Origin of the sequence: Halocynthiibacter sp. (genome assembly GCF_049608145.1) — a bacterium.
In the GTDB taxonomy this organism is placed as follows: Bacteria; Pseudomonadota; Alphaproteobacteria; order Rhodobacterales; family Rhodobacteraceae; genus Halocynthiibacter.
On the sequence record NZ_JBMYXF010000009.1, the window covers coordinates 17,861 to 43,161 of the forward strand.

25 protein-coding genes and 1 riboswitch are annotated in these 25,301 nt (G+C 52.3%); of the genes, 11 read left to right on the forward strand and 14 right to left on the reverse strand.

Features of this window, described 5'->3' with window-relative positions; all coding sequences use genetic code 11:
- Positions 1-12: 12 nt before the first annotated feature.
- On the forward strand, positions 13-1,833 hold the full coding sequence (locus ACPGUT_RS04670; RefSeq protein WP_423989155.1) for an ABC-F family ATP-binding cassette domain-containing protein: 1,821 nt from the start codon (positions 13-15) through the stop codon (positions 1,831-1,833).
- 440 nt (positions 1,834-2,273) lie between these two features.
- On the opposite strand, the gene ACPGUT_RS04675 is transcribed toward ACPGUT_RS04670, so the two are convergent.
- From ACPGUT_RS04675 to ACPGUT_RS04685, 3 genes are all read right to left on the reverse strand, one after another.
- Positions 2,274-3,488, reverse strand: a complete 1,215-nt coding sequence (locus ACPGUT_RS04675) for an NADP-dependent isocitrate dehydrogenase (protein WP_423989156.1) — start codon at positions 3,486-3,488, stop codon at positions 2,274-2,276.
- A 169-nt stretch (positions 3,489-3,657) separates the two neighbouring features.
- Positions 3,658-4,293: a thiamine phosphate synthase gene (locus ACPGUT_RS04680; RefSeq protein WP_423989157.1), complete on the reverse strand. Its 636-nt coding sequence runs from the start codon at positions 4,291-4,293 to the stop codon at positions 3,658-3,660.
- A gap of 77 nt (positions 4,294-4,370) precedes the next feature.
- Positions 4,371-4,853: a GNAT family N-acetyltransferase gene (locus ACPGUT_RS04685; RefSeq protein WP_423989158.1), complete on the reverse strand. Its 483-nt coding sequence runs from the start codon at positions 4,851-4,853 to the stop codon at positions 4,371-4,373.
- A 148-nt stretch (positions 4,854-5,001) separates the two neighbouring features.
- Here ACPGUT_RS04685 and ACPGUT_RS04690 point away from each other — a divergent pair, with 148 nt between their 5' ends.
- From ACPGUT_RS04690 to ACPGUT_RS04700, 3 genes are all read left to right on the forward strand, one after another.
- Complete coding sequence (locus tag ACPGUT_RS04690; protein WP_423989159.1) at positions 5,002-5,748, forward strand: RNA methyltransferase; 747 nt, start codon at positions 5,002-5,004, stop codon at positions 5,746-5,748.
- Positions 5,749-5,847: 99 nt separating this feature from the next.
- Positions 5,848-6,987 carry a heme A synthase gene (ctaA, locus tag ACPGUT_RS04695; RefSeq protein WP_423989160.1) on the forward strand — a complete coding sequence of 380 codons (1,140 nt, stop codon included), beginning with the start codon at positions 5,848-5,850 and terminating at the stop codon, positions 6,985-6,987.
- A gap of 18 nt (positions 6,988-7,005) precedes the next feature.
- Positions 7,006-8,496 (forward strand): carboxypeptidase M32, encoded by a 1,491-nt coding sequence (locus ACPGUT_RS04700; RefSeq protein WP_423989161.1) that lies wholly within the window; start codon positions 7,006-7,008, stop codon positions 8,494-8,496.
- Between the two features lie 123 nt (positions 8,497-8,619).
- Here ACPGUT_RS04700 and ACPGUT_RS04705 read toward each other — a convergent pair whose 3' ends face one another.
- On the reverse strand, positions 8,620-9,396 hold the full coding sequence (locus tag ACPGUT_RS04705; RefSeq protein ID WP_423989162.1) for an enoyl-CoA hydratase: 777 nt from the start codon (positions 9,394-9,396) through the stop codon (positions 8,620-8,622).
- 56 nt (positions 9,397-9,452) lie between these two features.
- Here ACPGUT_RS04705 and ACPGUT_RS04710 point away from each other — a divergent pair, with 56 nt between their 5' ends.
- The 6 genes from ACPGUT_RS04710 (at position 9,453) to ACPGUT_RS04735 (ending at position 13,611) form a co-directional block, all read left to right on the forward strand.
- Positions 9,453-9,884: a PaaI family thioesterase gene (locus ACPGUT_RS04710; protein ID WP_423989163.1), complete on the forward strand. Its 432-nt coding sequence runs from the start codon at positions 9,453-9,455 to the stop codon at positions 9,882-9,884.
- Between the two features lie 90 nt (positions 9,885-9,974).
- On the forward strand, positions 9,975-11,291 hold the full coding sequence (locus tag ACPGUT_RS04715) for an NAD(P)/FAD-dependent oxidoreductase (protein ID WP_423989164.1): 1,317 nt from the start codon (positions 9,975-9,977) through the stop codon (positions 11,289-11,291).
- Between the two features lie 12 nt (positions 11,292-11,303).
- On the forward strand, positions 11,304-11,654 hold the full coding sequence (locus ACPGUT_RS04720) for a DUF5368 domain-containing protein (protein WP_423989165.1): 351 nt from the start codon (positions 11,304-11,306) through the stop codon (positions 11,652-11,654).
- Between the two features lie 231 nt (positions 11,655-11,885).
- Positions 11,886-12,347 (forward strand): 50S ribosomal protein L13, encoded by a 462-nt coding sequence (gene rplM / locus ACPGUT_RS04725; RefSeq protein ID WP_423989166.1) that lies wholly within the window; start codon positions 11,886-11,888, stop codon positions 12,345-12,347.
- 2 nt (positions 12,348-12,349) lie between these two features.
- Positions 12,350-12,847, forward strand: a complete 498-nt coding sequence (rpsI, locus tag ACPGUT_RS04730; protein WP_423989167.1) for a 30S ribosomal protein S9 — start codon at positions 12,350-12,352, stop codon at positions 12,845-12,847.
- Positions 12,848-13,077: 230 nt separating this feature from the next.
- Positions 13,078-13,611 (forward strand): hypothetical protein, encoded by a 534-nt coding sequence (locus ACPGUT_RS04735; protein WP_423989168.1) that lies wholly within the window; start codon positions 13,078-13,080, stop codon positions 13,609-13,611.
- Here the strand turns inward: ACPGUT_RS04735 and ACPGUT_RS04740 are convergent.
- The 10 genes from ACPGUT_RS04740 to ACPGUT_RS04785 all read right to left on the reverse strand — a co-directional run bounded on the left by ACPGUT_RS04740 (position 13,608) and on the right by ACPGUT_RS04785 (position 23,688).
- Entirely contained in the window at positions 13,608-14,228 is a 621-nt protein-coding gene (locus tag ACPGUT_RS04740; RefSeq protein WP_423989169.1) for a TetR/AcrR family transcriptional regulator, read from the reverse strand. The genes ACPGUT_RS04735 and ACPGUT_RS04740 overlap by 4 nt on opposite strands.
- Entirely contained in the window at positions 14,229-15,116 is an 888-nt protein-coding gene (gene ppk2, locus ACPGUT_RS04745; RefSeq protein ID WP_423989170.1) for a polyphosphate kinase 2, read from the reverse strand.
- A gap of 56 nt (positions 15,117-15,172) precedes the next feature.
- On the reverse strand, positions 15,173-16,099 hold the full coding sequence (gene metA, locus ACPGUT_RS04750) for a homoserine O-acetyltransferase MetA (protein ID WP_423989171.1): 927 nt from the start codon (positions 16,097-16,099) through the stop codon (positions 15,173-15,175).
- Between the two features lie 68 nt (positions 16,100-16,167).
- A complete protein-coding gene (locus ACPGUT_RS04755; protein ID WP_423989172.1) occupies positions 16,168-17,031 on the reverse strand; it encodes an ATPase in 864 nt (287 codons plus the stop codon).
- Positions 17,032-17,121: 90 nt separating this feature from the next.
- Positions 17,122-20,142 (reverse strand): aminotransferase class III-fold pyridoxal phosphate-dependent enzyme, encoded by a 3,021-nt coding sequence (locus tag ACPGUT_RS04760; RefSeq protein ID WP_423989173.1) that lies wholly within the window; start codon positions 20,140-20,142, stop codon positions 17,122-17,124.
- Between the two features lie 113 nt (positions 20,143-20,255).
- Positions 20,256-20,915, reverse strand: coding sequence for an energy-coupling factor ABC transporter ATP-binding protein (locus tag ACPGUT_RS04765; protein WP_423989174.1), 660 nt, complete (start codon positions 20,913-20,915; stop codon positions 20,256-20,258).
- On the reverse strand, positions 20,915-21,679 hold the full coding sequence (cbiQ, locus tag ACPGUT_RS04770) for a cobalt ECF transporter T component CbiQ (RefSeq protein ID WP_423989175.1): 765 nt from the start codon (positions 21,677-21,679) through the stop codon (positions 20,915-20,917). The genes ACPGUT_RS04765 and cbiQ overlap by 1 nt, the downstream gene beginning before the upstream one ends.
- A complete protein-coding gene (locus ACPGUT_RS04775) occupies positions 21,676-22,260 on the reverse strand; it encodes a cobalt ABC transporter permease (RefSeq protein ID WP_423989176.1) in 585 nt (194 codons plus the stop codon). The genes cbiQ and ACPGUT_RS04775 overlap by 4 nt, the downstream gene beginning before the upstream one ends.
- A gap of 1 nt (position 22,261) precedes the next feature.
- The gene (gene cbiM, locus ACPGUT_RS04780) at positions 22,262-22,879 is read right to left on the reverse strand and encodes a cobalt transporter CbiM (protein WP_423989177.1); all 618 of its coding nucleotides are present in this window, start codon (positions 22,877-22,879) and stop codon (positions 22,262-22,264) included.
- Complete coding sequence (locus ACPGUT_RS04785; RefSeq protein ID WP_423989178.1) at positions 22,879-23,688, reverse strand: DUF4198 domain-containing protein; 810 nt, start codon at positions 23,686-23,688, stop codon at positions 22,879-22,881. Before ACPGUT_RS04785 ends, cbiM begins: the two co-directional genes overlap by 1 nt.
- 148 nt (positions 23,689-23,836) lie before the next feature.
- A riboswitch (cobalamin riboswitch) is annotated at positions 23,837-24,053 on the reverse strand.
- A gap of 128 nt (positions 24,054-24,181) precedes the next feature.
- Between ACPGUT_RS04785 and ACPGUT_RS04790 the strand changes: the two genes are divergently transcribed.
- A complete protein-coding gene (locus tag ACPGUT_RS04790; protein WP_423989179.1) occupies positions 24,182-25,294 on the forward strand; it encodes a Ppx/GppA phosphatase family protein in 1,113 nt (370 codons plus the stop codon).
- Positions 25,295-25,301: the final 7 nt, after the last annotated feature.

Sequence of the window (25,301 nt, forward strand, 5' to 3'; positions counted from 1 at the left end):
TAGCTGCATGTTATGGCACGTACACCTCTTCTTCAGCTCACCGGAATTTCGCTTACATTTGGCGGAGATCCCATTTTTGACAATCTCGATCTGATCGTTCAGCCTGGGGACCGTTTGGCGCTTGTCGGGCGCAATGGGTCGGGCAAATCGACCCTGATGAAAATGATGGCCGGTATGGTTGAACCGGACAAAGGTCTGCGGGTTGTGTCGCCTGGCGTTTCCGTCGGATATATGGAACAGGATCCGGATCTATCTGGTTTTGAAACCCTGGGCGAATTCGCTTTGTCTGATCTGGAACCGTCAGAAGCTTGGCGCGTAGAAATGGCCGCGGAAGGGCTGAAATTCAATCCGGATACGCCTGTATCCACGGCCTCTGGCGGGGAACGTCGCCGCGCAGCACTGGCAAAACTCTTAGGCGAAGCGCCGGAATTGATGCTGTTGGATGAACCCACAAACCACCTGGATATCGAAGCCATTACTTGGCTTGAAAATCAGCTGAAAGAAACGCAGAGCGGATTTGTTTTAATCAGCCATGACCGTGCATTTTTACGTGAACTTTCCCGTGGAACCCTTTGGGTTGACAGGGGAATGACGCGTCGCATGGAGAAAAGCTTTTCCCATTTCGAAGCCTGGCGCGACAAAACCTGGGAAGAAGAGGATATCGCGCGCCACAAGCTGGATCGCAAAATTAAATCCGAAGCCCGCTGGGCTGTGGAAGGCATCTCCGCGCGCCGCAAACGCAACCAAGGCCGGGTGCGTGCCTTGCAGGAACTGCGTGCAGAACGGTCCGGCCAGATCCGCCGTCAAGGCGTGGCCGCGATGGAACTCGACAGTGGGCAAAAATCAGGCCGCAAGGTGATCGAGGCCAGCGAAATTGCCAAATCTTTTGGCGACAAAACCATTCTGAAACCCTTTGATCTGCGCATCAATCGTGGGGATCGTGTGGCGCTGGTTGGCCCCAATGGCGCGGGCAAAACCACGCTATTGAAGATGCTGATCGGTGAAATGCAGCCAGACAGCGGCACAGTCAGCCAGGGCACCGGCTTGGAAATGGCGTTTTTCGATCAAAGCCGCGAAGGCTTGGATGGCGACAAAAGCCTTTGGGATAACCTGTCACTGGATCCAACGTTGGGTGTGTCCGGGCGATCAGATCAGGTGATGGTGCGTGGCGCGCCGCGTCATGTTGTCGGGTATCTTAAGGATTTTCTCTTTGATGAACGTCAGGCCCGTGCGCCGGTCCGTTCCTTATCCGGCGGTGAAAAGGCGCGTCTTTTGCTGGCCCGTCTGATGGCGCGTCCGTCGAACCTGTTGGTGATGGATGAACCGACCAACGATCTGGATGTTGAAACGCTCGATCTTTTGCAGGACCTTCTGGACAATTATGACGGCACGGTGATCTTGGTTTCCCACGACCGGGATTTTCTGGATCGGGTCGCGGCAACAACCATTGTTATGGAAGGTGATGGGAAAGCTGTGATTTATGCCGGCGGTTGGTCTGATTATCAGGCGCAGCGCAGCGAAGCTATCGCTGAAGTTAAAGCTGCAAAGCCAAAGGTAAAAACGGATAAACCCAAGGCAGAACCAGCCGCGCCAAAACCTGTGCAGAAAAAACTGTCATACACCGAACAGCACCGCCTTGAAGCACTGCCTGCGGAAATCGAACGCCTGGAGGCCGAGATCGCCAAATTAACGCAATTCATGTCTGATCCCGAGCTTTTCACAAAAGAACCCCTAAAGTTCAAGAAAGCCACTGAGGCCATGACAGAACGCCAGGACGCCCTGACTGCGGCGGAAGAAGAATGGATGGAGCTGGAAGAAAAAGCGTCATCCTGATCTGATTTGGCTTTCAAAACAGAAGCGCAATACAACTAAAAACGGGCCATATCTTATGGATGCGGCCCGTTTTGTTTTTCAGATGGGCTTCAAAACATACCGGACCCCGGCCTGTTCTGCGAAGTCATGCGGCGTTTCGGGCGTGCGCCAATAACCAGATCTATCCCGACACCCAAGGCGGAATAAGATTTTCGTCTTCATCGCTTTGATGTGGGACAAATCCCTGAAGATCGAGACAGTTGTTGAAATGCCAATCAATCTGGCCTGCAAGCACCCGCAATGCATCTGCCACCTTGTGTGGCACATAGACCGCAAATCTCCCTTGGGTTGTTTTGCATTTAAATCAATAGAAAACAGGATCAATTCCCAGGGTTTGCAGGCAAAGAAAAAGGCGACACGCTGTTGCGCATCGCCTTTCAGATTAAGACAAGGGGCGGGGGTTAGCCTGCCAATGCCTTAGAAAGGTTCTCATTTACCTTTTCAAGGAAGCCCATAGTGGTCAGCCATTTCTGATCTGGACCAACCAGGAGCGCCAGGTCTTTGGTCATGTCGCCGGATTCAACAGTGTCCACGATGACTTTTTCCAGTGTTTCCGCAAAGTTCATCAGCTGGCTGTTTTCATCCAGTTTCGCGCGGTGCTTCAGACCACCCGTCCATGCAAAGATAGACGCGATAGAGTTGGTGGAGGTTTCTTTACCGGCCTGGTGCTGACGGTAGTGACGGGTCACTGTACCGTGCGCCGCTTCGGCTTCCACGATTTTTCCGTCTGGGGTCATCAGTTGTGAGGTCATCAGACCAAGTGAACCAAAGCCCTGCGCAACTGTGTCGGACTGAACGTCGCCGTCATAGTTCTTACAAGCCCAAACAAAACCACCGTTCCATTTCATCGCGCATGCCACCATGTCGTCAATCAGGCGGTGTTCATAGGTGATGCCGGCTTTTTTAAACTCAGCTTCGAATTCTTCTTCGTACACCTTTTGGAACAGATCCATGAAACGGCCGTCATAGGCTTTCAGGATGGTGTTCTTGGTGGACAGATACACAGGCCAGCCCAGTTTCAGACCATAGTTCATAGACGCGCGTGCGAAATCGATGATGGACTGATCCAGGTTATACATGCCCATCGCAACACCGGCAGCAGGGGCGTCATAAACGTCTTTTTCAATGGTGGTGCCATCTTCGCCGACGAATTTCATTGTCAGCTTGCCCTTGCCAGGGAAAAGGAAATCAGTCGCTTTATACTGATCGCCAAAGGCGTGACGGCCGATAACGATCGGCTGTGTCCAACCTGGAACCAGACGTGGCACGTTGGAACAGATGATCGGCTGACGGAACACAACACCACCAAGGATGTTGCGGATCGTGCCGTTTGGCGAACGCCACATTTTCTTCAGACCGAATTCTTCAACGCGGGCTTCATCCGGGGTGATGGTCGCACATTTTACGCCAACGCCGTATTTCTTGATCGCTTCCGCCGCATCCACGGTGATTTGGTCGTTGGTTTCGTCGCGTGCTTCGATACCAAGGTCATAATATTTCAGATCAATATCAAGGTATGGCAGGATCAGTTTGTCTTTGATGAACTGCCAGATGATGCGGGTCATTTCGTCACCGTCGAGTTCTACGACGGGATTCTCTACCTTAATTTTGGTCATGAGAGGCCTCTTTGAGTTGGAATCGGATTTGAGGGCGTTTTACCCTGGTGGGATGAAAAAAGAAAGACGGTATGCGAATGTATACAAAAAAGATTTATCTCAACCGTAACGCAATAAAAAACCGGGTCCTTTGCTGAAACCCGGTTGTCTATTTACGCATCTACAGGGGTTAGGCCTGCATTGCAGCCAGAAGTTTACCCAATGCCTCAGCCGGATCTTCCTGACGCCAGATTTCATCGCCGATACCGAAAAAATCTGTGTAAGGGGAAAGGGTTCTGATCAGATCTTCATCCAAAACACCTTCGGCAACGACCGGAACTTCGATCATCTCGGACCACCATTTAAACAGATCTTTTTCTGCTTTGGTGCCATCCCCGGTCAGCGTGTCCCCAACCGGGCCAAAACTAACATAATCGGCACCGGCTTCCCCTGCGGACATGCCGTCATGGTTGCTGGCCCCACAATGGGCACCCAGAATGAAATCAGGTCCATGGGTTTCCCGCAGCTTACGCAGGCCTTTGCCACCATCTGTCAGGTGAACCCCGTCAAACCCCAGCTTTTCCGCCAGCAAAACATGGCTGTCCATCACGATGGCCACGTCACGGGAATGACAGGTTTCCCGCAGAATATCCCCGGCGCGGGACAGGCGGCTTTCGTCGGTGGTGGTCATTGCCATGCGCACGCAGGCAATGTCATGGGCATCCAGAACCTGCGCAAGGCGGGCTGGAAATTCAGAAAGTTCAAATTCTGCAGGCGTCACCAGATAAATCTGTGGCGTGATGTTTTCGCTTTGATCCGTGGCCATGTGCCGTTTCCTTCCGCATCTTTGCGCCCCTATACGCCATTCCGGACGTAAGGCAAAGACCGGCCGTTGCGGTATTCTTAGGTTTCGACCCTGAATTTCAGAAACTGGCTGCCATCATAGGTGATTTCACCTGTCTGAACCGCACCACAGCGCGTCACGGCACCGATGTTTCTACGAGAGGGCGGCAGAAGAAAGGTGATATAGGGAATGCGTTTGTCATGCCTGGCAAACTCCATCGCTTTACGCCAGATCTTGAACCCATGCCCAAACCCGGAATGGGTCAGAACAAGGCCAAAATCCCATTCATGGCCTTCTTTCTGAAAGCCGCCCCAACCAATATATTGCGCGTTATGAAGGATCGCCCAATGGCCCAGACCATCTTTCTTCCACATGGCTTCTTTGGCTCTGACAAATAACCGTACGGTACTGATATCCCACAGGGTTTTCAGAAGGGGCATGTCTTGGGATACTCTCGGATCATTCATCTGCTGTAAGATGGTGTCTTCCGAGATCTCAGTCAGCCGTACAAAGGAAATCATGTCTGTCTTTGTGTCAGTCATAAAAATCTCCACTTCAATATAACGGTATGATGGCACATCCTTGCTGAAATTCAACTTGGCTATATGTCCAAGGTTTGATGCGGGGGCACTCTGGCTTGCGCCTGTCTCGTCTGCGCAGTATCAGGGGCGCATGTTACCGGGGCCTGATATGACTGATAAATCCGCACAACCAAGTTTCATCCTGATCCGCCCGCAAATGGGGGAAAATATTGGGGGGGCTGCACGTGCTATGTGGAACTTTGGCCTAGATCGCATGCGTATCACCAGCCCTCGGGATGGCTGGCCCAACACCAAAGCCGTTGCCATGGCGTCCGGGGCCGGGCGCCTGCTGGAAGAAGCGCAGCTGTTTGACAGCACCGATGCAGCACTTGCGGATTGTGATTATGTCTTTGCAACAACCGCCCGCCACCGAGGTTTGACCAAACCCATTATGTCGCCTGAACGTGCTATGGCCCATGCCCGCGCATTGATTGCGGAAGGCAAGAAAGTTGGCGTGATGTTTGGTCCGGAACGGGCCGGGCTTGAGAATGAAGATGTGGCGCGCGCCAATGCGATTATCTCGGTGCCGGTGAACCCTGACTTTGCCTCTCTGAACCTTGCGCAATGCGTGTTGCTGACCGCCTATGAATGGGGGCAGGAGGGCCATGGCATGCCTGCTGAAAGCATGGAAATGGCCAAAACCGAATTTGCCCCGCAACATGAGGTGGCAAAACTTGCAGAACATTATGAAGATCGTCTCGAGGAAGCCGGTTTCTTTTTTCCAGAAGCCAAGGCCGACAGTATGAAGCTGAACCTGCGCAATTTCTGGTCACGTATGCCTTTGACACGGGCAGATGTGCAGACACTGCATGGTGTGATGCGTCAGATGGTACGCTGGAAGACCCGTGGCGATTAAACGCAACCTGCACCGACCCACTCTGGCCTGATAAGCGTTTCGCATCTTGCAGCCCGGCGGTTGCAGGCATAGGTTCCCCATAAGTTACAGGAGCCAGCCATGAGCCAGAAACGCAGCATTTTTGAAGAGGTCAGCGGTGATCAACCCGCGCAGCCTGCCGCGCAACCGGGAATGATCGATGCAAAATCCCGTGGTGCACGTGGTGCGATCCGTATTTGGTTGGGTATTTTGTTTGCTTTGGTCGTGGTCATGATCCTTGTGGGCGGGCTGACGCGTCTGACCGACAGCGGGCTGTCCATCACGGAATGGAACCTTGTCAAAGGGGCCTTGCCACCGATGAATGACGCAGCCTGGCAGGCCGAATTCGCCAAATACCAGCAGATCCCTGAATTTCAGTTGCAAAATCATGCCATGGATCTGGATGGGTTTAAGTCTATCTATTGGTGGGAATGGGGGCATCGGTTCCTTGGACGCTTTATCGGGCTGGTCTGGGCGATTGGGTTCTTCTGGTTCCTGATCCGCAAACAAATTCCTGTCGGCTGGACACAACGCCTGCTGGTGCTTGGTGCGCTTGGCGGTTTGCAGGGCGCAATCGGCTGGTGGATGGTGTCATCCGGCCTGACCGGGCGCGTTGTGGATGTGGCGTCTTACCGCTTGGCAATCCATCTGGGTCTGGCCTTTATCATTCTCGGCCTGATCGCTTGGCATATGATGGGGCTGGCACAGTCCGAAGCTGCCCTGATGAAGGCGCGTCGTGGCAAAGATAAAAAGCTTTTCTCAATGGGCACGGGCCTTATGCATTTTGCTTTCCTGCAGATCCTTCTTGGGGCTCTGGTTGCGGGCATTGATGCGGGACGCGGCTATATTGATTGGCCTTATATGGGCGGGCAGATCATTCCGGATGACATGTTCATGCTTGTGCCGATCTGGACGAATTTCTTTGAAAATGCGGCCCTCACGCAGTTTATTCACCGCCTGGCGGGCTATCTGCTGCTGATCTTTGCGATCATCGCATGGCGCAAATCCCGCGCGTCTGGCAATAGTTTTACCAAAGGTGCGTTTACCGTTGTGCTGGCCATGATGGGAATGCAGGCCGTGCTGGGGATCGTCACCGTAATGAATGCAGCGCCTCTGCACCTTGCGATATTGCATCAGCTTGGGGCGATTGTGCTCTGGGTTATGATCCTACGGGCGCGTTTTGCCGCCCTTCATCCAAAAGAACAATCTGTACGCGACTGATACAACAGAAAGAATAAGATGAGCAGCTTTTCCGAACTGATGGCGTTTCAGCGCCGTACCGAAGCCCTGAACCAAACCTCTCAGCGTCTGGCCTGGGATCAGGAAACCGTTATGCCGCGCGGGGCAACTGCGCAGCGTGCGGAAGAAATAGAAGCGATGGAGGCGGTGCTACATGCCCGCCGTACCGATCCGCGCATGGGGGATTGGATTGAAAAAGCATCGCTTGAAAACCTGACCGAAATTCAGGCGGCGAACCTGCGTCTCATAAAACGCAAATTTTCCCGCAATTCTAAAATTCCTGCGGATCTTGCCGAAACTTTGGCACGTGAAACCAGCCTTGCTCAGGCCGATTGGGCCGAAGCGCGCAAAAATGAAGATTTTGCAGCTTTTGCACCGGTCCTTGAACGCATCATCCAACTGCGCCGCGAAGAAGGCGAAGCCATGGCCCAGGGCGAAGACGGCATGGGCAATGCCTATGACGCGCTGGTGCAGGATTATGAAACCGGCGCAACGGCTGAAAGCCTTGGCGCGATGTTCGATGCGATGCGTCCGCGTCTTGTGGCCTTGCTGGATAAGGTCAAAGGGTCTTCCCATCAGCCGAAAAAATTGAACGGCACATTCACCGCAGATGACCAGATGAAGTTTGCCCATGTTCTGGCAGAACGCTTTGGTTATGATTTCAACCATGGTCGTATTGATCGTGCTGTGCATCCGTTCTCACTTGGATCGGGGCAGGAAGCACGGATCACCACCCGCACTGTCGAAAATGACCCGTTCAACTGTTTCTATTCCACCATCCACGAAGTGGGCCACGCCTGCTATGAACTGGGCATTGATGACCAGCACCTGCTGACGCCGCTGGGGCGTGGCATTTCCATGGGGGTGCACGAAAGCCAAAGCCGGATTTATGAAAATCAGATCGGTCGTTCGCGCGCGTTCACAACCTGGATGTATGGCGCGGTGCGTGAGATGTTTGGCGACATCGGCGTCGACAATGCCGATGAATTCTATGGCACGGTGAACCGGGTGAATGACGGCTATATTCGCACAGAAGCGGATGAGCTGCAGTATAATCTACATGTCCTTCTGCGGTTTGACCTGGAACAGAAATTGATTTCCGGTGAATTGTCAGTTGCTGATCTACCAGAGGCCTGGAACAGCCGGTTTGAGGCAGATTTTGGTTTTGCGGTAACGAAACCTTCCCAGGGCTGCATGCAGGATGTGCATTGGTCAGTAGGGATGTTTGGGTATTTCCCGACCTATAGCCTTGGTACGGTCTATTCCGGCAATCTGAACAAAGCCATGCGCGCAGATTTACCGGATCTGGATACAAGTCTTGAGAAAGGCGATACAAGCCCGGCGACAAGTTGGCTGCGTGAGAACCTGCATCAATATGGCGGCCTGCGTGATCCGCGTGAAACCATCACACATGCCTGTGGGTTTGAACCATCTGAGGCACCGTTGATGGAGTATCTGGAAGAGAAGTTCAGCGACATCTACAAGCTGTGATCAGACCCGTGTGACATGTGGGGGAAGATCTTCCCCCACACCCTCTGAACGTACTCAGGGATAGAATTTGATATGTATGATGTATGCATAGGATATGCATAGATTGTGTATGGGATGTGCATGTCACTTTTTGCGGTGAATAAAGGCGTCAATCGCAGCTTCGGTTTCCTGTAACATCATGTTTTCGGTGATCACTTGCCCCGTGTAATCATAGGCATCTGACAGGGGCATCTCGAGCTGTTTGTAAAAGGCTTCTTTGCCAATTTTCACAGCGCTTGATTGTTTGGCCGCGATCTTTTGTGCCAGCGCCATGGTTTCCTGTTCCAGGTTTTCCTGGGCGACCACGCGGTTGATCAGCCCCATGGAAAGGGCCTGATCTGCGGATAGAAATTCACCGGTGGTTAGCAGCTCAAACGCCTGTTTTCGTGGGATATTTCGCGTCAATGCGACCATCGGTGTTGAACAGAATAGGCCAATATTGACCCCATTGACGCCAAAACGTGTACCTTCTGCACAGACGGCCAGATCACAGGTCGCGACCAGCTGACAGCCGGCGGCGGTGGCAATGTTATGCACCTCGGCAATCACGGGCTGAGGCAGGGTGGTAATCTTTTGCATAACCTGACTGCAGCGCTGGAACAGATCAAGAAACCCAGCGCGCCCACCGTCTGCTGCGGTGCGTTTTGCTGTCATTTCTTTCAAATCATGGCCCGCACAAAAAACACGCCCTGCACCCGCAAGGATTACGACTTTGACTTTGTTATCATTGGAAATTTCGTCAAGCTGCCTGGACAGTTCTGCCAACATAGCATCAGATAACGCGTTCAGATTGCGGTCTGAATTCATAACAAGACGCGTCACGCCTTCGGTTGTGTCGTTGCGTAAAATCAGATCGCTCATCTTGTTCCCTTTGCTGGTTTGCGTCACTCTGACCGAAAGCGTGCGGGGAGGCAATCATGGCATTTCAAATGGATGTTCAAGAACTTGAAACCTGGATGGGGCAGATCTTTCCTCAGGTTGCTGAAGATTTCCGGGTGGAACGTCTGGAAGGCGATGAAACCGATCTGCGTCTTGTTGTAGGTGAACGTCATCTGCGCCCCGGTGGTACGGTGTCCGGCCCGTCTATGTTTGCCCTTGCGGATTGCGCTATGTATGCGGCGATCCTGGCGCGGCTTGGTAAGGTTGCGCTGGCCGTGACTACAAATTGTTCCATTGATTTCATGCGCAAACCGGCGGCGAATACGGATCTGATCGGCACGGCACGTATCCTGAAAATGGGGCGGGCGCTGGTTGTCGGGGATGTGCTGATTTACTCAGAGGGGGACGCGCGCCCTGTGGCGCGGGCTTCGCTAACCTATTCCATTCCCCCCGCAGATCAGGCGCGTTAACCCCGAATTGATCTGAATCAAAGTATCACGAAACCGTCATTCTTAAACTGTTCCCCGCCAGCCAGGCCATCACAGAACGGGGAACAGGCCGTGTCTGAACATAAAATGAACCTTAATCGTCGGGCCCTTTTGGGGATGCTGGCAGCCGGAGGCGTGGCCAGTGTGGCAGCTTCAGGCAAAGCAAAAGCGCAAAGCATCAATACATCTGCGCGTATTGTTATTCTTGGGGCAGGGGCTGCAGGTATGGCGCTTGCCAACCGGTTGAATGACCGGCTGAACGGCGCAGATATCACCATAATCGATGGGCGCCCGCGCCACTTGTATCAGCCGGGGTTTACCTTGATCGCTGCGGGGCTGAAGCCTGCGGATTATTCCGTCAGCAGCAATGATACGTGGTTGCCGAGCGGCGTGAACTTCATCAATGCTTTCGCAAGTGAAATCGATCCTGAAAGCAAAGTTTTGCGGATCACCGGGCAGGCGGATGTTGCGTATGATTACCTAATTGTTGCACCAGGTTTGAAACTTGACTGGGACAAGATCGAAGGTTTCTCTCTTGATATGGTCGGTGAAAACGGCATTGGGGCGGTGTATGCTGGCCCGGAATATGCCGCGAAAACCTGGACTGCGATGGACAAGTTCACCGATGAAGGTGGCGTTGGGCTGTTTACACGTCCGGCGACCGGCATGAAATGCGCTGGTGCGCCGCTGAAATATACCTTCCTGACCGACGACTATGCCCGGCGCAAAGGCACCCGTGGCAAGGTGGAAATGACCTATGCCGCCCATAACAACGGTTTGTTTGGCGTGCCGATAGTCAATGAAAAGGTGCGCATGCTGTTCGATGATCGCGGCGTTGATGTACATCATAACCATGTGATGAAAGCCATTGATCCGGCAAAGAAATTGGCAACATTCACGACACCCGAGGGCGACACAGAACTGCCCTATGATTTCACCAATGTTATCCCTCCACAGCGTGCGCCGGATGTCATTATGAACTCGCCGCTGCCATGGGCGGATAAATGGGTCGGGCAAGGCTGGGTTGAGGTCGATCAATACACGCTGCGTCACAATCGTTACCCGGAAATCTTCGCCTGCGGCGATGTTGCTGGTGTGCCAAAGGGCAAAACGGCTGCCAGTGTGAAATGGCAGGTGCCTGTGGTTGAAGAACAGCTGATCGCCCAGATCCAAGGCCAGGAAAGTGACGCGCGTTACAATGGCTATACGTCTTGTCCGCTGATCACCAAGATCGGCCGCGCCATGTTGGTTGAATTCGATTATGACAACAATCTGGTGCCGAGCTTCCCCGGGGTGATCGCCCCATTGGAAGAGCTTTGGATTTCTTGGTTGATGAAAGAAGTCGCGCTGAAAGCCACCTATAACGCAATGCTGCGTGGCCGGGCATAAGGGAGAGAGACAATGAAAGAACTGACATTATCCACCCTTTTTGCGGTGTTTGAGGAAATCTTCGGCAAAGGACTGTTCTGGGCTATGGTCGGAGTGGCGCTTTTGGTGACTGTTGGCTATATTTACGTTCTGGTGCGGGATCGGGCCGTCAGCTGGAAGAAATTCCTGTTGGCCCAGATGGCTATGCCATTTGGCGCAGTTGGTGCGGTAATCTTTGTGCAGCATATGACCCATTCAGCGTTTTCTGACCTTGGTGGGCCAGTTGATGTAATGGTTCTGGCACTGATTGCCGTTGTTGGCGCGATAGGGGCGGCGATCCTGACATATACAGTTCAGGGCCTTTTGGGGAGCCGATCAGTGTAGGACGCGATATATACGCTGAAGTATTTAAGTAATCCTTCAGGCGGGTGAAATGTCCGCCTGATTGGGGATAAAATGTGAGGTATTTAAATACCTTATTTGTAAGTAGCTGTTTTTAATTGATTATATTAACATTGCTGCGCTTGACTGTGCGCGTAGAACCTATAAAACCCCAACATCGAATTCAGAATAGCGTCCTGCTGTTCGCTCAACTTCAAAACTGGGGTTACTCCTATGAAAACCTTTTCTGCTACTCCGGCAGACATCGACAAGAAATGGATCCTGATCGACGCTGAAGGCGTTGTTCTGGGTCGTCTTGCTTCGATCGTTGCCATGCGCCTGCGCGGCAAACACAAAGCGTCCTTCACGCCACACATGGACATGGGTGACAATGTCATCGTGATCAATGCTGACAAAATTCAGCTGACCGGCAAGAAACGCTCTGACAAAAAGTTCTATTGGCACACTGGCCACCCGGGCGGGATCAAAGAACGCTCAATCGGTCAAATCCTTGAGGGTGACCACCCTGAGCGCGTTGTCATGAAAGCTGTTCAGCGCATGCTGCCAGGCAACAAACTGTCACGCAAAGTGATGACCAATCTGCGCGTTTACGCTGGTGCTGAGCACGGCCAAGAAGCACAGAAGCCCGAAGTTCTGGACGTTAAAGCCCTGAACAAGAAAAACACACGGAGCTGATCATGTCTGACGATATCAAATCTCTCGATGAGCTGAACTCTGTTGCTGAAGGTGTTACATCTTTGGAAGCACTCGTAGAAGTTGCTGAGCCACGTGAACCTGTTCGTGACGAACTGGGTCGCTCATACGCAACTGGTAAACGTAAAGATGCGGTTGCACGCGTTTGGATCAAACCAGGTTCCGGCAAAGTTGTTGTGAACGGCAAAGACCAAGACGTTTACTTTGCACGTCCAGTTCTGCAGCTGATCCTGCGTCAACCTATGCAGGTTGCAGGCGTTGAAGGCGAATTCGACGTTTACGCAACTGTTAAAGGTGGCGGTCTGACCGGTCAGGCTGGTGCGGTGAAGCACGGTATTTCTAAAGCTCTGCAGCTTTATGAACCCTCCCTGCGCGGCGCTCTGAAAGCTGCTGGCTTCCTGACACGTGACTCTCGTGTTGTTGAACGTAAGAAATACGGTAAGCGCAAAGCGCGTCGTAGCTTCCAGTTCTCTAAGCGTTAATTTTCGGATTATTCAAAATTATAAAAGGCTCGCTTTCTGCGGGCCTTTTTGTTTGATTGTATTTGGTCTTTATCGGTGGACCTTAGGTGTTAATGTTCTGATCGAATTTAAACTGAATTTAGAAACAGTCTCGTGCTTTTGTCAAAAATGATCATACTTTTGTAGGTAGTGACTGAAAAAATCAGGCCATTTCGACCCATTTTTTCCACAATTCCAATCTACAAAACGGTATGATTGATGATGATATGATCCTCGCATCAAAAGAAACGGGTGCTGTTCGGCCTGATGCGTTTACACGGTTGTTTGCGACGTTTCTGCTGGCTGTTGTTGCGGCGACCTTGTCGGGCGTGCTGTTGAGCCGATTTAAACCCGATGCGAGTTCGGGGCTTTGGCAATACGTTATCTCCGCAATACCCTTTGGGGTCTTCGCCGCATTCCTGATGGCTCAGCCTGCAATTGCGATCATTGAAAAGCATTCGATACGTAAAGTACTTGGGTACTCGATTGTTGGGTTCATTTTAGGTAGTGCACTGCGGGTCTTTCTTTTGGCACCGTCCGAAGGTGAAGGGGCGGTTATTCTATCATATTTTGCGATTACTCTGTGTGTGATCGCGGTCTGGTGGCTGGGGCGGTTTGTCGAGTTCACAATGAGATCCTTTGGCTTGCCTCGGCCCGGTGATGTTATTTGGAAACTCATCGGAGCTATAAGTTCTAGGCGGAAGCGCAGGAAAGATCGGGGAAGTAAAACCGAGGATCGGGGTTAATGATCGGGATCGATCAGGCCTAGGCCACGCAGATAAACACCAATACCACTTTCCAGCAGTTCTTCCGGTGCAAAAGGTGACGCATTTCCGGGGCTGTTGCGGGCGAATAATTCGACAACCCCGTGTGACATCGCCCAGATATGTGCCGAAAACATGCGGGCCGGGGGGCGGCGACTGGCGGGAATGTGGTTGATCAGCTGTTCTGCTGCCCGTTCCATAACGCCCATCGCACGGGCGGCAACCTCTGCAAGTTCTGGCGATCGGCTTGTCTGAATTCCACTTTCAAACATCGCTACGTAATGCCCAGGGTAACGGCGGGCAAAGGTCAGATAAGCGCGGCTAATGGCTTCAAAACGGGCAAGATCCGTCAGGTCGCCCTTGTTCCAAGCAAATGTCAGCAGATCTGCAAAAATTTCGTAACCTTGACGGGCGGCTTCTGCGATCAGTTCTTCACGACCGTCAAAGTGCCGGTAAACGGCGGCAGGGGTGACACCAGCACGTTTTGCAGCCTCTGACAGAGTGAAACCCGTGGGGCCTTTTTCTTCGATCAAGGACAGGGCTGCCTCAACCAAGGCTGCTCGTAAATTTCCGTGGTGATAGCCGCGTTTTTTTACCATTCAGCCCATATCCCACAGCGCAGGGCTGCCGCAAATTTCGGGGTCAGGTCCCTGAATGGCGTTGCTGTTTTTGCCTTTGTAGTCAATAGAATGCAGAATGTGCTCTATGGCAGCAAGGCGGGCGCGTTTTTTGTCATCGCTGCGAATGATTGTCCAAGGCTGATCCACGGTGTGACTGCGGTCGAATGTTTCGTGGATGGCGTGTGAATATTCGTCCCACTTCTTCAGGCCTTCAACATCAATCCAGCTAAGCTTCCATTGTTTTAGCGGGTCTTTTTCACGCTTGAGGAACCGTTTCAATTGTTCCGAGCGGCCGACATTCAGCCAGATCTTAAACAGATGTATGCCTTCCGAGGTGATCTGCTGTTCAAATCCGGGAAGCTGTTCAAAGAACCGTTCCCTGTCTGTATCCTCACAAAACCCAAAAACCTTTTCGACAACCCCACGATTATACCAGGATCTGTCAAACAGAACCATTTCACCTGCGGTTGGCAAATGTTTGGTGTAACGCTGAAAATACCACTGGCCGGCTTCACGTTCACTGGGTTTGGAAAGGGCGACAACCCGGGCTGAACGTGGGTTTAGGTTTTCACGCAACCGCTTGATCGTTCCACCTTTCCCCGCTGCATCGCGCCCTTCAAACACAACAACGATACGTTCGCCCGTGTGTTTGATGTGGGTTAGAAGCTTGACCAGTTCAATCTGAAGCGCTTCCATCCGCGTTTCATAGTCCTTCTGCGACATACGGGATTGATAAGGGTAACTCTCTGATAAAATGTCCTTTTTACCACAGTTTTGAATGGCATCACGTATAAATTGTGGCGCATCCTTATTGAAAAACTGGCTGATAGCACCTTCAAAAGGCAGGTCGTTCTGATCGGTCGTCATGTAAATCTCCGTCACTTTACCATTTATGCTGCTCGGGGGACTGGGTTGCAACAGGCTTACCCTTGGTCGGTCCCAATCAGAGAGATATCATATGACGTGGTTTGATAGATCTGGTTGATCCAGTTGCCATACAGCAAGTGGGCATGACTGCGCCATCTGTTGCGCGGTTCACGCGATGGATCATTACCCGGATAATAGTTATCAGGCACATTGATCGGCGTGCCGCTGGCAACATCGCGATCATATTCTTCTTTCAAGGTGCCACTGTCGTATTCGAAATGATTGAAGATATATAGGGCGCGGTGGCCAGGGTCTTCGACCAGACACGGCCCAGATTTGTCTGATGACAGCAGTGTTTTTAAACCTTTTGCCTGATCAATCTCGGCCTGATGCATTTCAGTCCAACGGCTGACGGGCACCACACATTCATCTGAAAATCCGCGCAGATAGGGCGAGGTACAATCAAGGTTGTGATGCTTGAAACAACCGAACGCTTTGTGTTCCAGCTTATGTTTCTGCACGCCATGGAAATAATTGATCATCGCCATGCCACCCCAGCAAACGCCGAAGGTTGAATGAACATTTGTTTGTGTCCATTCAAATACTTCGGTCAATTCTTTCCAGTAAGTCACATTGTTGAACGGAAGGTGTTCGATCGGTGCGCCGGTGATGATCAGCCCATCAAATTTCTGATCTTTGACTTCGTTAAAGGGACGGTAAAATTCTTCCATATGTTCTGCGGCCGTATTACGAGTTTGATGTTCAGACATACGGATCAAATGCAGGTCAATCTGTAAAGGCGTTGCGCCAATCAGCCGGGCAAATTGATTTTCGGTCTGAATTTTTTTCGGCATCAGGTTCAGCAAAGCGATGCGAAGCGGGCGGATATCTTGGTTGGCGGCGCGTCCTTCGCCCATGACCATAACACCTTCTTCAGAAAGAACTTTGAAGGCGGGCAGGCTGGACGGAATTTTGATAGGCATTTTGTGACCTCAGACATGTATATAGGGTAAATATGATAAGGGGGCGTTACGAACAAGTCGCAGCCCCATCACATTCGCGCGTCTATTGCCTGTGCGATCAGTTGGTTGAAATCATCTTCGTTACGGATCTTCGCAACATCATCCGCCTGCACGGTCACACCCCAGTTTTGGGCTATTGCACGATACTGAGGCTGGCGATGTTCCACAGCCCGACGATAGGCCCAGCGGATGAACTTATTTGGATTAACACCATCTTCCTGAATGTTGTTTTCATTCAGATATTCACTCCAGGAATCTTCTAAGATTTTGGGGTGGTAATACATGGGTTTCGGCGCCTTATCAAAGCGGCGGATCAGTTCCTCTGTGTGATCATCAGATCCTTCGATCCAGACCATCAATAGGTTATCAGATAGGCTTTTTAGCACCGGGTCATTTGGGTCTTCAGGATCGACCACTTCGCAAATAGAGCCGCCACTGTCGCCGATGAAATGACTGTATCCATAAAGCGCCTGGGCACGTTCGATGAAATGCGCCGTATCCATAAGGGATGCGATTTCCGCTGTGCGATGCTGTTGCTGGCGTTTCAGGTATTCGGCGAATGCTATTCCACCTTGATCTGGATTGCCCGGTTTGCCCAGATAAGTCGACAAAGGCGTAAGATTTTCAAAGGTGATATTTGAGGCGATATAGATTGAATCAGAACGCAGAAGTTCGGCCAGAAACGGTGTTTTCATCGCTTCGCGTTTAAAGTTATCGACGATATGTTCGCCCATGTATCGTGTGCCGATGCGGTAATCGACTGAATAATGGAACCAATCGCCGGATTGCCGCAACATGTCAGAGGTATAAGTTTTCCCAAGGCCAGACATAGCAAACAGCATGACCTGCTTGGTTTTAGCGTTCAGCCAGTCTTTGCCTGATGTATACAGCATGGAAGCCTCTTTTCGTCTTTTCCCGTTCGTAGCGGGCAGGGATGCAGGCGTCAACACGGTTGGCTGACGGCATTCCGTCAGCCAACTGTTTCATCGCATCAGACAGGTAACTTCGTTCAAAACTTTATCCATCACGCCGATCAACATATCGATGTCTTCGGCATCAATTGTCAGAGGCGGTCGGATTTTCAAGATGTTGTCATTTGGCCCTTCACGCCCGGTCAGGATGCGATGTTCGCGCAGACGGTTAATCACATAGGATGCGGCATCTGTTGCAGGTTCTTTTGTATCGCGATCTGTGACCAGTTCGACGCCAATAAACAGCCCCATACCACGAATGTCACCGATGACTTCATGTTTTGACATAAGGCTTTCAAGGCCTGTCATGAGTTCACCGCCACGCGCCTGTGCGTTTTCCTGCAAGCCTTCGTCGTCAACGATATCAAGCACTTCTTTACCCATACGGCAAGACAGTGTGGATCCCCCAAAGGTGGAAAAATATTCAGGCCCTTCAGCGAATTTATCGGCAATTTCACGGGTGGTGATGACCACGCCAAGCGGGTGACCATTGCCAATAGGTTTGCCAAGGACCACAATATCAGGCACCGCGCCTTGATGTTCAAACGCGAAATAATAGTCGCCAAGGCGCCCGAGACCTGTTTGAACCTCATCGGCAATACAAATACCACCAGCCGCACGGATTTTATCATAAACCGCAGGTAGATAGCCTTTCGGCGGAATGATCTGACCACCGACTGACGGGAAGGTTTCAGCAATGAAACCAGCCACACCATGGCCTTTTTCCTGCAGGCTTATGATCGCGTCATCGATCAGATTTGCGTATTTCTGTGCGGCTTGTGGATCATCGCGCTTATAGCTGCCTTTGTAATCATCCGCGACGTCCACCAGTTCAACCCAATCAGCCTGCCCAACGCCGCCTTTTGCGTTGAACTTGTAAGCAGAAATATCAATCGCACCGGTGGTGTTGCCGTGATAGCCGTGGTTGGGGGTGACCATGCCTTTTGCACCAGAGGCCGCACGCGATAGGCGCAGGGCCAGTTCATTTGCCTCTGTGCCTGAATTGACGAAGAAACAAACATTCAGTGGATCCGGCAGTTTTGAACGGATCTTTTCTGCAAAGGCGACCTGGGCCGGATGCAAATAACGGGTGTTGGAGTTCATCCGCTTTAGCTGATCCGCAGCCACCGCCTGAATACGGGGGTGGGCGTGACCAACATGTGGCACGTTGTTATAGGCGTCCAGATAAGGGCGACCCCATTCATCAAACATGTGGTGTTTCCAACCACGCACCAGCATCGCCGGATTGCTGTATGACAGTTTCAAGTTCTTGCCAAAATATGCCTCACGATCCGCCTGAACCTGTGATTTGTCCGTGGGTTCCCAACGCGCGTAATCGTCATCAAGGTTCATCAGCATGGCGGGGTTCGGGCAGAGACGTTCCCAAAGGAACATCTCATCCGGGTCACCAACGCCGGGCCAGTCTTCGCCCATACCATCCGTAGACAGCGCCAACTGGAAATGCACATGTGGGGCCCAACCACCGTTTTGTGTAGGATCACCAAGTTCACAGAACGCATCACCCTTTGCCACTTTGTCACCTATGTTTAACCGATCTAGGAACTCCGGGTTCAGGTGGCCATAAAGCGTGTAGAAATTGTCTCCATCCGGCGTTTCGTGTTTCAGGATGATAACGCCGCCATAATCTAGGTGTCCCGCGCGATATTCAGCACAGAAAACCTCTCCATCATAGGGGGCCAGAAGTTTGCGACCGGCCGGTGCAAAGGCATCAATCGCCAGATGCACGGTGCGACGATCACTGGCTTTAAAGGGGCCTTTGCGGAAGGCGTGATCGGTATACACAAGGCGTGGTTCATTATAATTGCCAAGCCATGTTTTATAGCTGCCAGCACCATCATCTTCTTCATATTCGCGACCCACATAGGCCGCCTCAGAAATGGGCATGTCGAACGGATTTTGCGGTGTGGTGCAGGCTTCGACAGACAGGGAACCAATTGGCGCATCTTTCAGATCGTCGCCCATAACAGAGGCGAAATTGCCGCGTTCCGATGCCAGCCAGGTCATGACGCGATCTGCGCCATCCACCACCGGCAAGTTACAGGCGGCACGCAGGCGCGCGTTGATCAGACCTTCGTTAACACCATGATTTTCAAGGAACGCCCAAGCAGGGGCCTGAGAGATGGTGACATAAGGGTCATCTGGGTTTTCAACGGCCATCAGGGTGGAATTCACCACGGAAACGGCCAGGCGCATCTTCAGAAGAGGCCAGAGCAGGTCGATCTCTTGTGGGGTTAAGGGACTGACAGAATGATAGCCCTGTATAAGTGAAACCAGCGCTTTTTCTGCATCCACATCCCCAAGTACAACATAGGCGGCGGTGATCGCCAGATCCACAATGCGCGGGCCTGCACACATGTCGCCAAAGTCGATCAGACCAGAAATATGCGGGGAGGTTGTCAGGTTGCCTGACACAAGAATATTGTAGTCGTTCAGGTCGTTGTGAATGGCGGATTTAGGCAAGGTTTGAAGCACTGGGAACGCCGCATCAAACCCGCTGCAGATTTCAGATATCAATCTACGTCGTGAAACATTTTCAATGACCTGTAGATCATTTTTGACCCAGGCAGCTTTCATTAGATCCCATTTGAAATCACGGTGCAGTTCAGAATGTTCAAAACCGGACAATGCCAGGGTTAGCTGTGCATTCTGTGCACCCAAGCCATGGATCAGAGTATCCGTATGGGGCAGGAAATCAGCCCAGGGGCGACCGGCGACAAGGGACAGAACCCAGCACAGACGGATCTCACCGGTCTCATCTGTGATCTCTGTGAACAATGCGCCAGACTTTGTGGGGATGACATCTGGCAGCGGTAAGGTTGTGTCTGCTTTTCGTGCGGCATCAATTGCACCGGTCTGCATGTCGATGAAAGCGGCATCACATCCCGGTCGCATGACCTTGAGAACATGGCCGCTGTCAGCCTTAAAGTTCAGGTCATATTCTCCATCAAGGCCACTGAGAGTCGCATCAATGCCCCAGTGATGATCAAGCGCTTTTTGCCAGTGTAAAACCATGGAATCCCCCTGTACGTCTTTCGCACAGATTAGCCTGAGAAAATCGCATGTCGAGGGGCGATTGCATGCGGTTTACTTGTTTATAACTGAGGGATGGTCAGGCTGGACAGATGTCAGTTTGCAAGGACTTCTTCGTGAAGTTGGCCTTCTTTCAGGCGCAGGCTACGATTGGCGATCTTAGACCGAAAACACTTGTCATGGCTGACCAATACGATGGATTGGGGAAGGGCCCGCAGGATTTCAGTCAGGCGGGCTTCGTTTTCTTCATCCAGGGCATTGGTCGGTTCATCCAGGATCAGAACCTCGGGGTCCATCGCCAGAACGCAGGCCAGTGTAACAAGACGCTTCTCTCCGCCCGACAGGCGATGCGTAATTGCGTCGCGTAGATACATCAGGTCCAGATCTGACAGCAGGCGATCTACGATGACCAGTGCCTCATCCCGGGATTTCCCAAGATTCAATGGACCAAATGCGATGTCATCAGCGACTGTTGGGCAGAACAGCTGATCGTCTGGATCTTGAAATACAAGGCCCGCACGACGACGAACTTCGTGAAAATCCGCTTCACATGTCCGAGGGCTGCCGAAGGCTTCGACTGCTCCCTGATCGGGAATGATTAATCCAAGCATAATTTTCAGAAGGGTGGATTTACCCGCGCCATTATGGCCGGTGATGGCAAGGCGGTCTCCGGTGTTCAACTGAAACCCCGCACCGTTCAGGATTGCACCACGGCGCGGCCATGTGTGATGAATATTATCAAGTTTAAACAGCATTATAGGACGTATTCTTTAACGATTAGGGCCGTGAGGAATAAGGTGAAAATGCAGGGAAACGCCAGATCAGAAGCCTGAAAGTGAAAGCGTTGGGTCATGGGAAGGCTGCCTGTAAAGCCGCGACATTTCATGGCATCCATGATGCGTTCGGAACGTTCCAGTGCACGGATCAGCATCATGCCAATGAGATAACCAAAACTGCGATAGGTGTGGCCGTTGGTGCCGGGCCGAAACCCACGACATTTCATAGCCTGACGCAGACGTTGATATTCTTGGCGCAGAACTTCGATATAGCGCACGGTAAACAGCAGCAGATGCACAAGTTTGGCCGGCGTTTTCAGCGCATATAGGGCCTGTCCGAAAGTGACTTCCTCCATGGAACCGACAAGCGCGAGCATGGCCATGACAATGGCATTTGCCGTGAGGGCAATTTCGACAGCGCGGATCAAACCTTCGTAACTGGCGGCAAAGCCAAACACTGAGAACATCGGCGTGCCGTCCATGGTGAAGGGCAGAAAAAAGATCATTGCGATGATGAAGGTATCCATCGCAATGACCCGCTTTATGGTTTGCACCGGCGGAAGTTTCGCCGCCAGCATCAAGGCTATCGCGGCCAGTAGCGCAATGCACAACAGCAACAGCGATTGAAGGGCCACGGTTGCGATTGCAAATGTCACTGCTGCTACAATGCGCAGGCGGGGGTCCAGCCGTTTTAATGGCGGAACATCCGGTGCGGTGGTCGTAGCAGGCAGGACATAGGTCATTTTGAGGTGTCCTTCAGTTGGCGACGGGCGGAGACATAGAAAAAGGCGCCAAACAATCCACAAATGATGCCAATGCCACCCAGTATCGTGCTGAAACGGTTGCGTTCGCGGATCTGCGTCAGTTCACGCCGGATCGGACGCAATTCATTTCGAACGGCTGACGCGACAATTGTGCTGAGGGCCGTGTCATCCATTGCGGTTGCAGTCGAGGCTTCCAGATTAACCGCAACAGCACCTGCTGTGGTAGGTGAGTTCACTGAACCACCCGGGACATCTGCTGCTGGCAGGATCATTTCTGCCACATGTCCTGCACCCAGATCAGACAGGAATTTCAATGGACCAGCGGGCAGGGCACCTTCCGGTGTCCAAGTGAAAAAACCATCTTCATCGGTTGTGCTTTCGCCAACTTTATTTCCATTGATGTCAAACACATCCACACGAAACCCAACAGCCATATCGCCGCTTGAAAAGCCGATCTCGCCTTCTACGGAATTTCCTGCAGGGAAAACATCGGCAATGATTTTATGGGCAAAAGCTGGGCTTGCAGACAGAATAAATGCGGACAAGAGAAGATAACGCATCTTACACCTCATGATGTTGGCTGATGCCAAATAGTTCGGGTTTGACCTGCACAATCATCCAGGCGGCGGCGGCGGACAATGCGCCCTCAATGATCATCACCGGAATGTGGCTGACAAACACAAGATAAGCGGCTTCGTTGAATTCTTCGCCTGACAGTGCAAGGGACATGGCAACCATGATGGTGGTCATGGCAATGGCCAGTGCGCCACAGACAGCCCCCCAAAGCAGTGCATTCTTGCGTCCGCCACGGCGGATGAAGGGGCGCACAGCGATACCAGCAAGAACCGCGGGCAGTGCAATGTTGACGGCGTTCACCCCCAAAACGGTGATGCCCCCAAAGCCAAAGGTCACGGCCTGTAGCAACAATCCGACAAACAAAGCCGGAAAAGCCGCCCAGCCCAAGATCAGCCCAGCAATGCCGTTCATGATGAGGTGAACGGAACTGATGCCAATTGGCACATGGATCAGAGACGCGACAAAGAACCCCGCAGACAGCACCCCTGCAGTGGGGATGCGTTCGGTGGTCAGTTGGCGCAGCCCGATGGCAAGGCCACCGGCCGTTGCCACAGCTCCGGCGACAAGCACCGGGGTTGCAAGGGCACCATCAACGATATGCATCAGTTGGCCTCGGCTGCATTGATGTCCCAGGCGCGCACCCAGATCACCGCATCAATAGAAAGCTCTTTACCTTCATGTTCTGCACCTTCAACCACCCCCAAGGCGGCAAAAACCCAGTGACCCGCGGTTGGCACCCCAAATGTGAATTCACCGTCTTCATCCGTAACGGCCACAATCGCGCCACCAGGGGGCGGGGTGATTGTCATTTCACCTGCCGTGCCTGTCGCCATGTCGGGTTCAGCTGCCATATATTCGATCTCGATCTCGGCACCTGCGACAGGTTCACCGTTTGCCATAACCCGGCCAGAGAAGGTCGAACCGGCAATCAGATTTCCAGGTTTGTTCAGCGGAATAATTTCAGCTTCTAGCCCTAGATTTGCATCCCAGTCGGTCGGCAGCTCGTTGCGGTTCATATAGGATTTGGTGATTTGGCGGATGTAGATGTCTTCGCTTTCCTCATAGTAAGGGGCGGGATCTACAACGATCACATAGTCACCAGAGCGTTTCACAGGCACAATGCCATCAAAGGAAACGCCCGTGTTATCTGGGCCGGTGAACGTGGATTCAGTTAGGCTTTTGCTCAGATCGATACGTTCGCCGCGATGCTGCATGAAAAATTCCTGCGGCATACCCATATCCATCACGTGACCTGCGGACATCGGGTGCCAGAAAATCAGCTTAACCGGTACATCACCGGGGCGTTCAATCTGGGTCTGATCCGCATAGATCAGCTGGAAATGCGCCGCTGCGGGCTGGGTGGTCAGTGTCAGCGCTGCACAGCTGGCAGCAAAAAAAGTCTTCAGTTTCATAAGTCGCCTCAGGACGGCCACGCATGTGGCAATGCAAAAGGAACGACGGGGATATCAGCGAGGTTTCGTTTTGTTTTGGTGGGGCGGACCCCCTTAACAGACGAACCCATGCTGGATGCTCACCCCGGCATCCGGTGGAAACACCCGGTTTCCCGGGTCGTCTGGGTCAGGTATCCTGGCTTACGGATTGATCACAGAACCTGCCTTCCCAGGGCTGTGCCCCAGTGGCTTTGTTGGCTCTGCTCTCCGCTTACAGTTGCGGGGGCAGCCACGGAATCGGCCCCGAAGTGGGTCGTCCTCACCGTGTTCCCTGTTGTCTCTTTGCTGGCTTGGCCGCACAAAGAACCTCAGATGACGCCGTTCTGGCAGTAAGGGCCGGGGGCTGTCAATTCCAAATTATCTGCATCTGAATTTTTTAATGCCGCACACAGACGGCCCTTGTGTGGGGCGGGGCTTCGGATTACTCTTAGGGTAACTTGAAATGGAGGGCGGTATGTCGCCCAGGCGTCCCAGAGGTGCGGGCGCGTTTCCCACAGCGGTTGAGACTCCCGCGCCCAAAAACCGAGGTCAGAAACCGCTTTATGCGGCGTTAGATCTTGGCACAAATTCGTGTCGAATGCTGGTTGCCCGACCTGAGGGCAGTCAGTTTAAAGTTGTGGACAGCTTTTCTAAGGCCGTCCAATTGGGCACCGGGTTGGAAGCAACGGGCCGCCTGTCGCGGTCTTCGATCAATCGAACGATACAGGCTTTGCGTATTTGTCAGCGAAAATTGCGACAACATGATGTGCGCAGAATGCGACTGGTGGCAACCGAAGCCTGTCGGCGCGCCAGGAATTCCCGTGATTTTATCCGTCTTGTGAAACGTGAAACCGGTCTGAATCTGGAAATCATCCCCCCGGAAGAAGAAGCGCGCCTGGCAGTGATAAGTTGCGCCCCCCTTGTTCATCAGAAAACGGATCAATTGCTTGTGGTTGATATCGGCGGAGGCTCAACCGAACTGGTCTGGATCGATCTGTCGGAAACCGCCGCTGCAGATCGTTCCAACGCTATTTTGGCTGTGCAAAAAGGTCTGAAACGCCAATCGTCTTCGCGTTACGGGGAAAAGGTCATCGACTGGATCTCAGTGCCCCTTGGTGTTGCGACATTGCGGGATCAGTTTGACGATGTTGAGGATGATGAAGGCCGGTTTGCCCTGATGTCGTGGTTTTTCGAAGAAAAGCTGCAAAGTTTTACCCCCTATGACCGCCTGCATCAGCGTGATGGTTTTCAGATTGTTGGCACGTCCGGAACGATTACAACCGTTGCTGCGTCACATCTTGGCCTGACGCGCTATGATCGGAATATGGTGGATGGCCTGGAAATGAATTCAGATGAAATTGATCGTGTTATTCACGGCTATCTTCAGCTTGGGCCTGGTGGCCGTCGTCGTGACCCCCGGATTGGACGCGATAGGGCGGCATTAATTATGTCGGGATCTGCTATCCTGCAGGCGTTAATGCGTGTCTGGCCGACCAACCGTTTGTCAGTTGCCGACCGTGGATTACGGGAAGGCCTGTTGTATGCATTGATGTCGGAAGATGGACGATTGCTTGACGCGCAGGGCTGAAACAGGC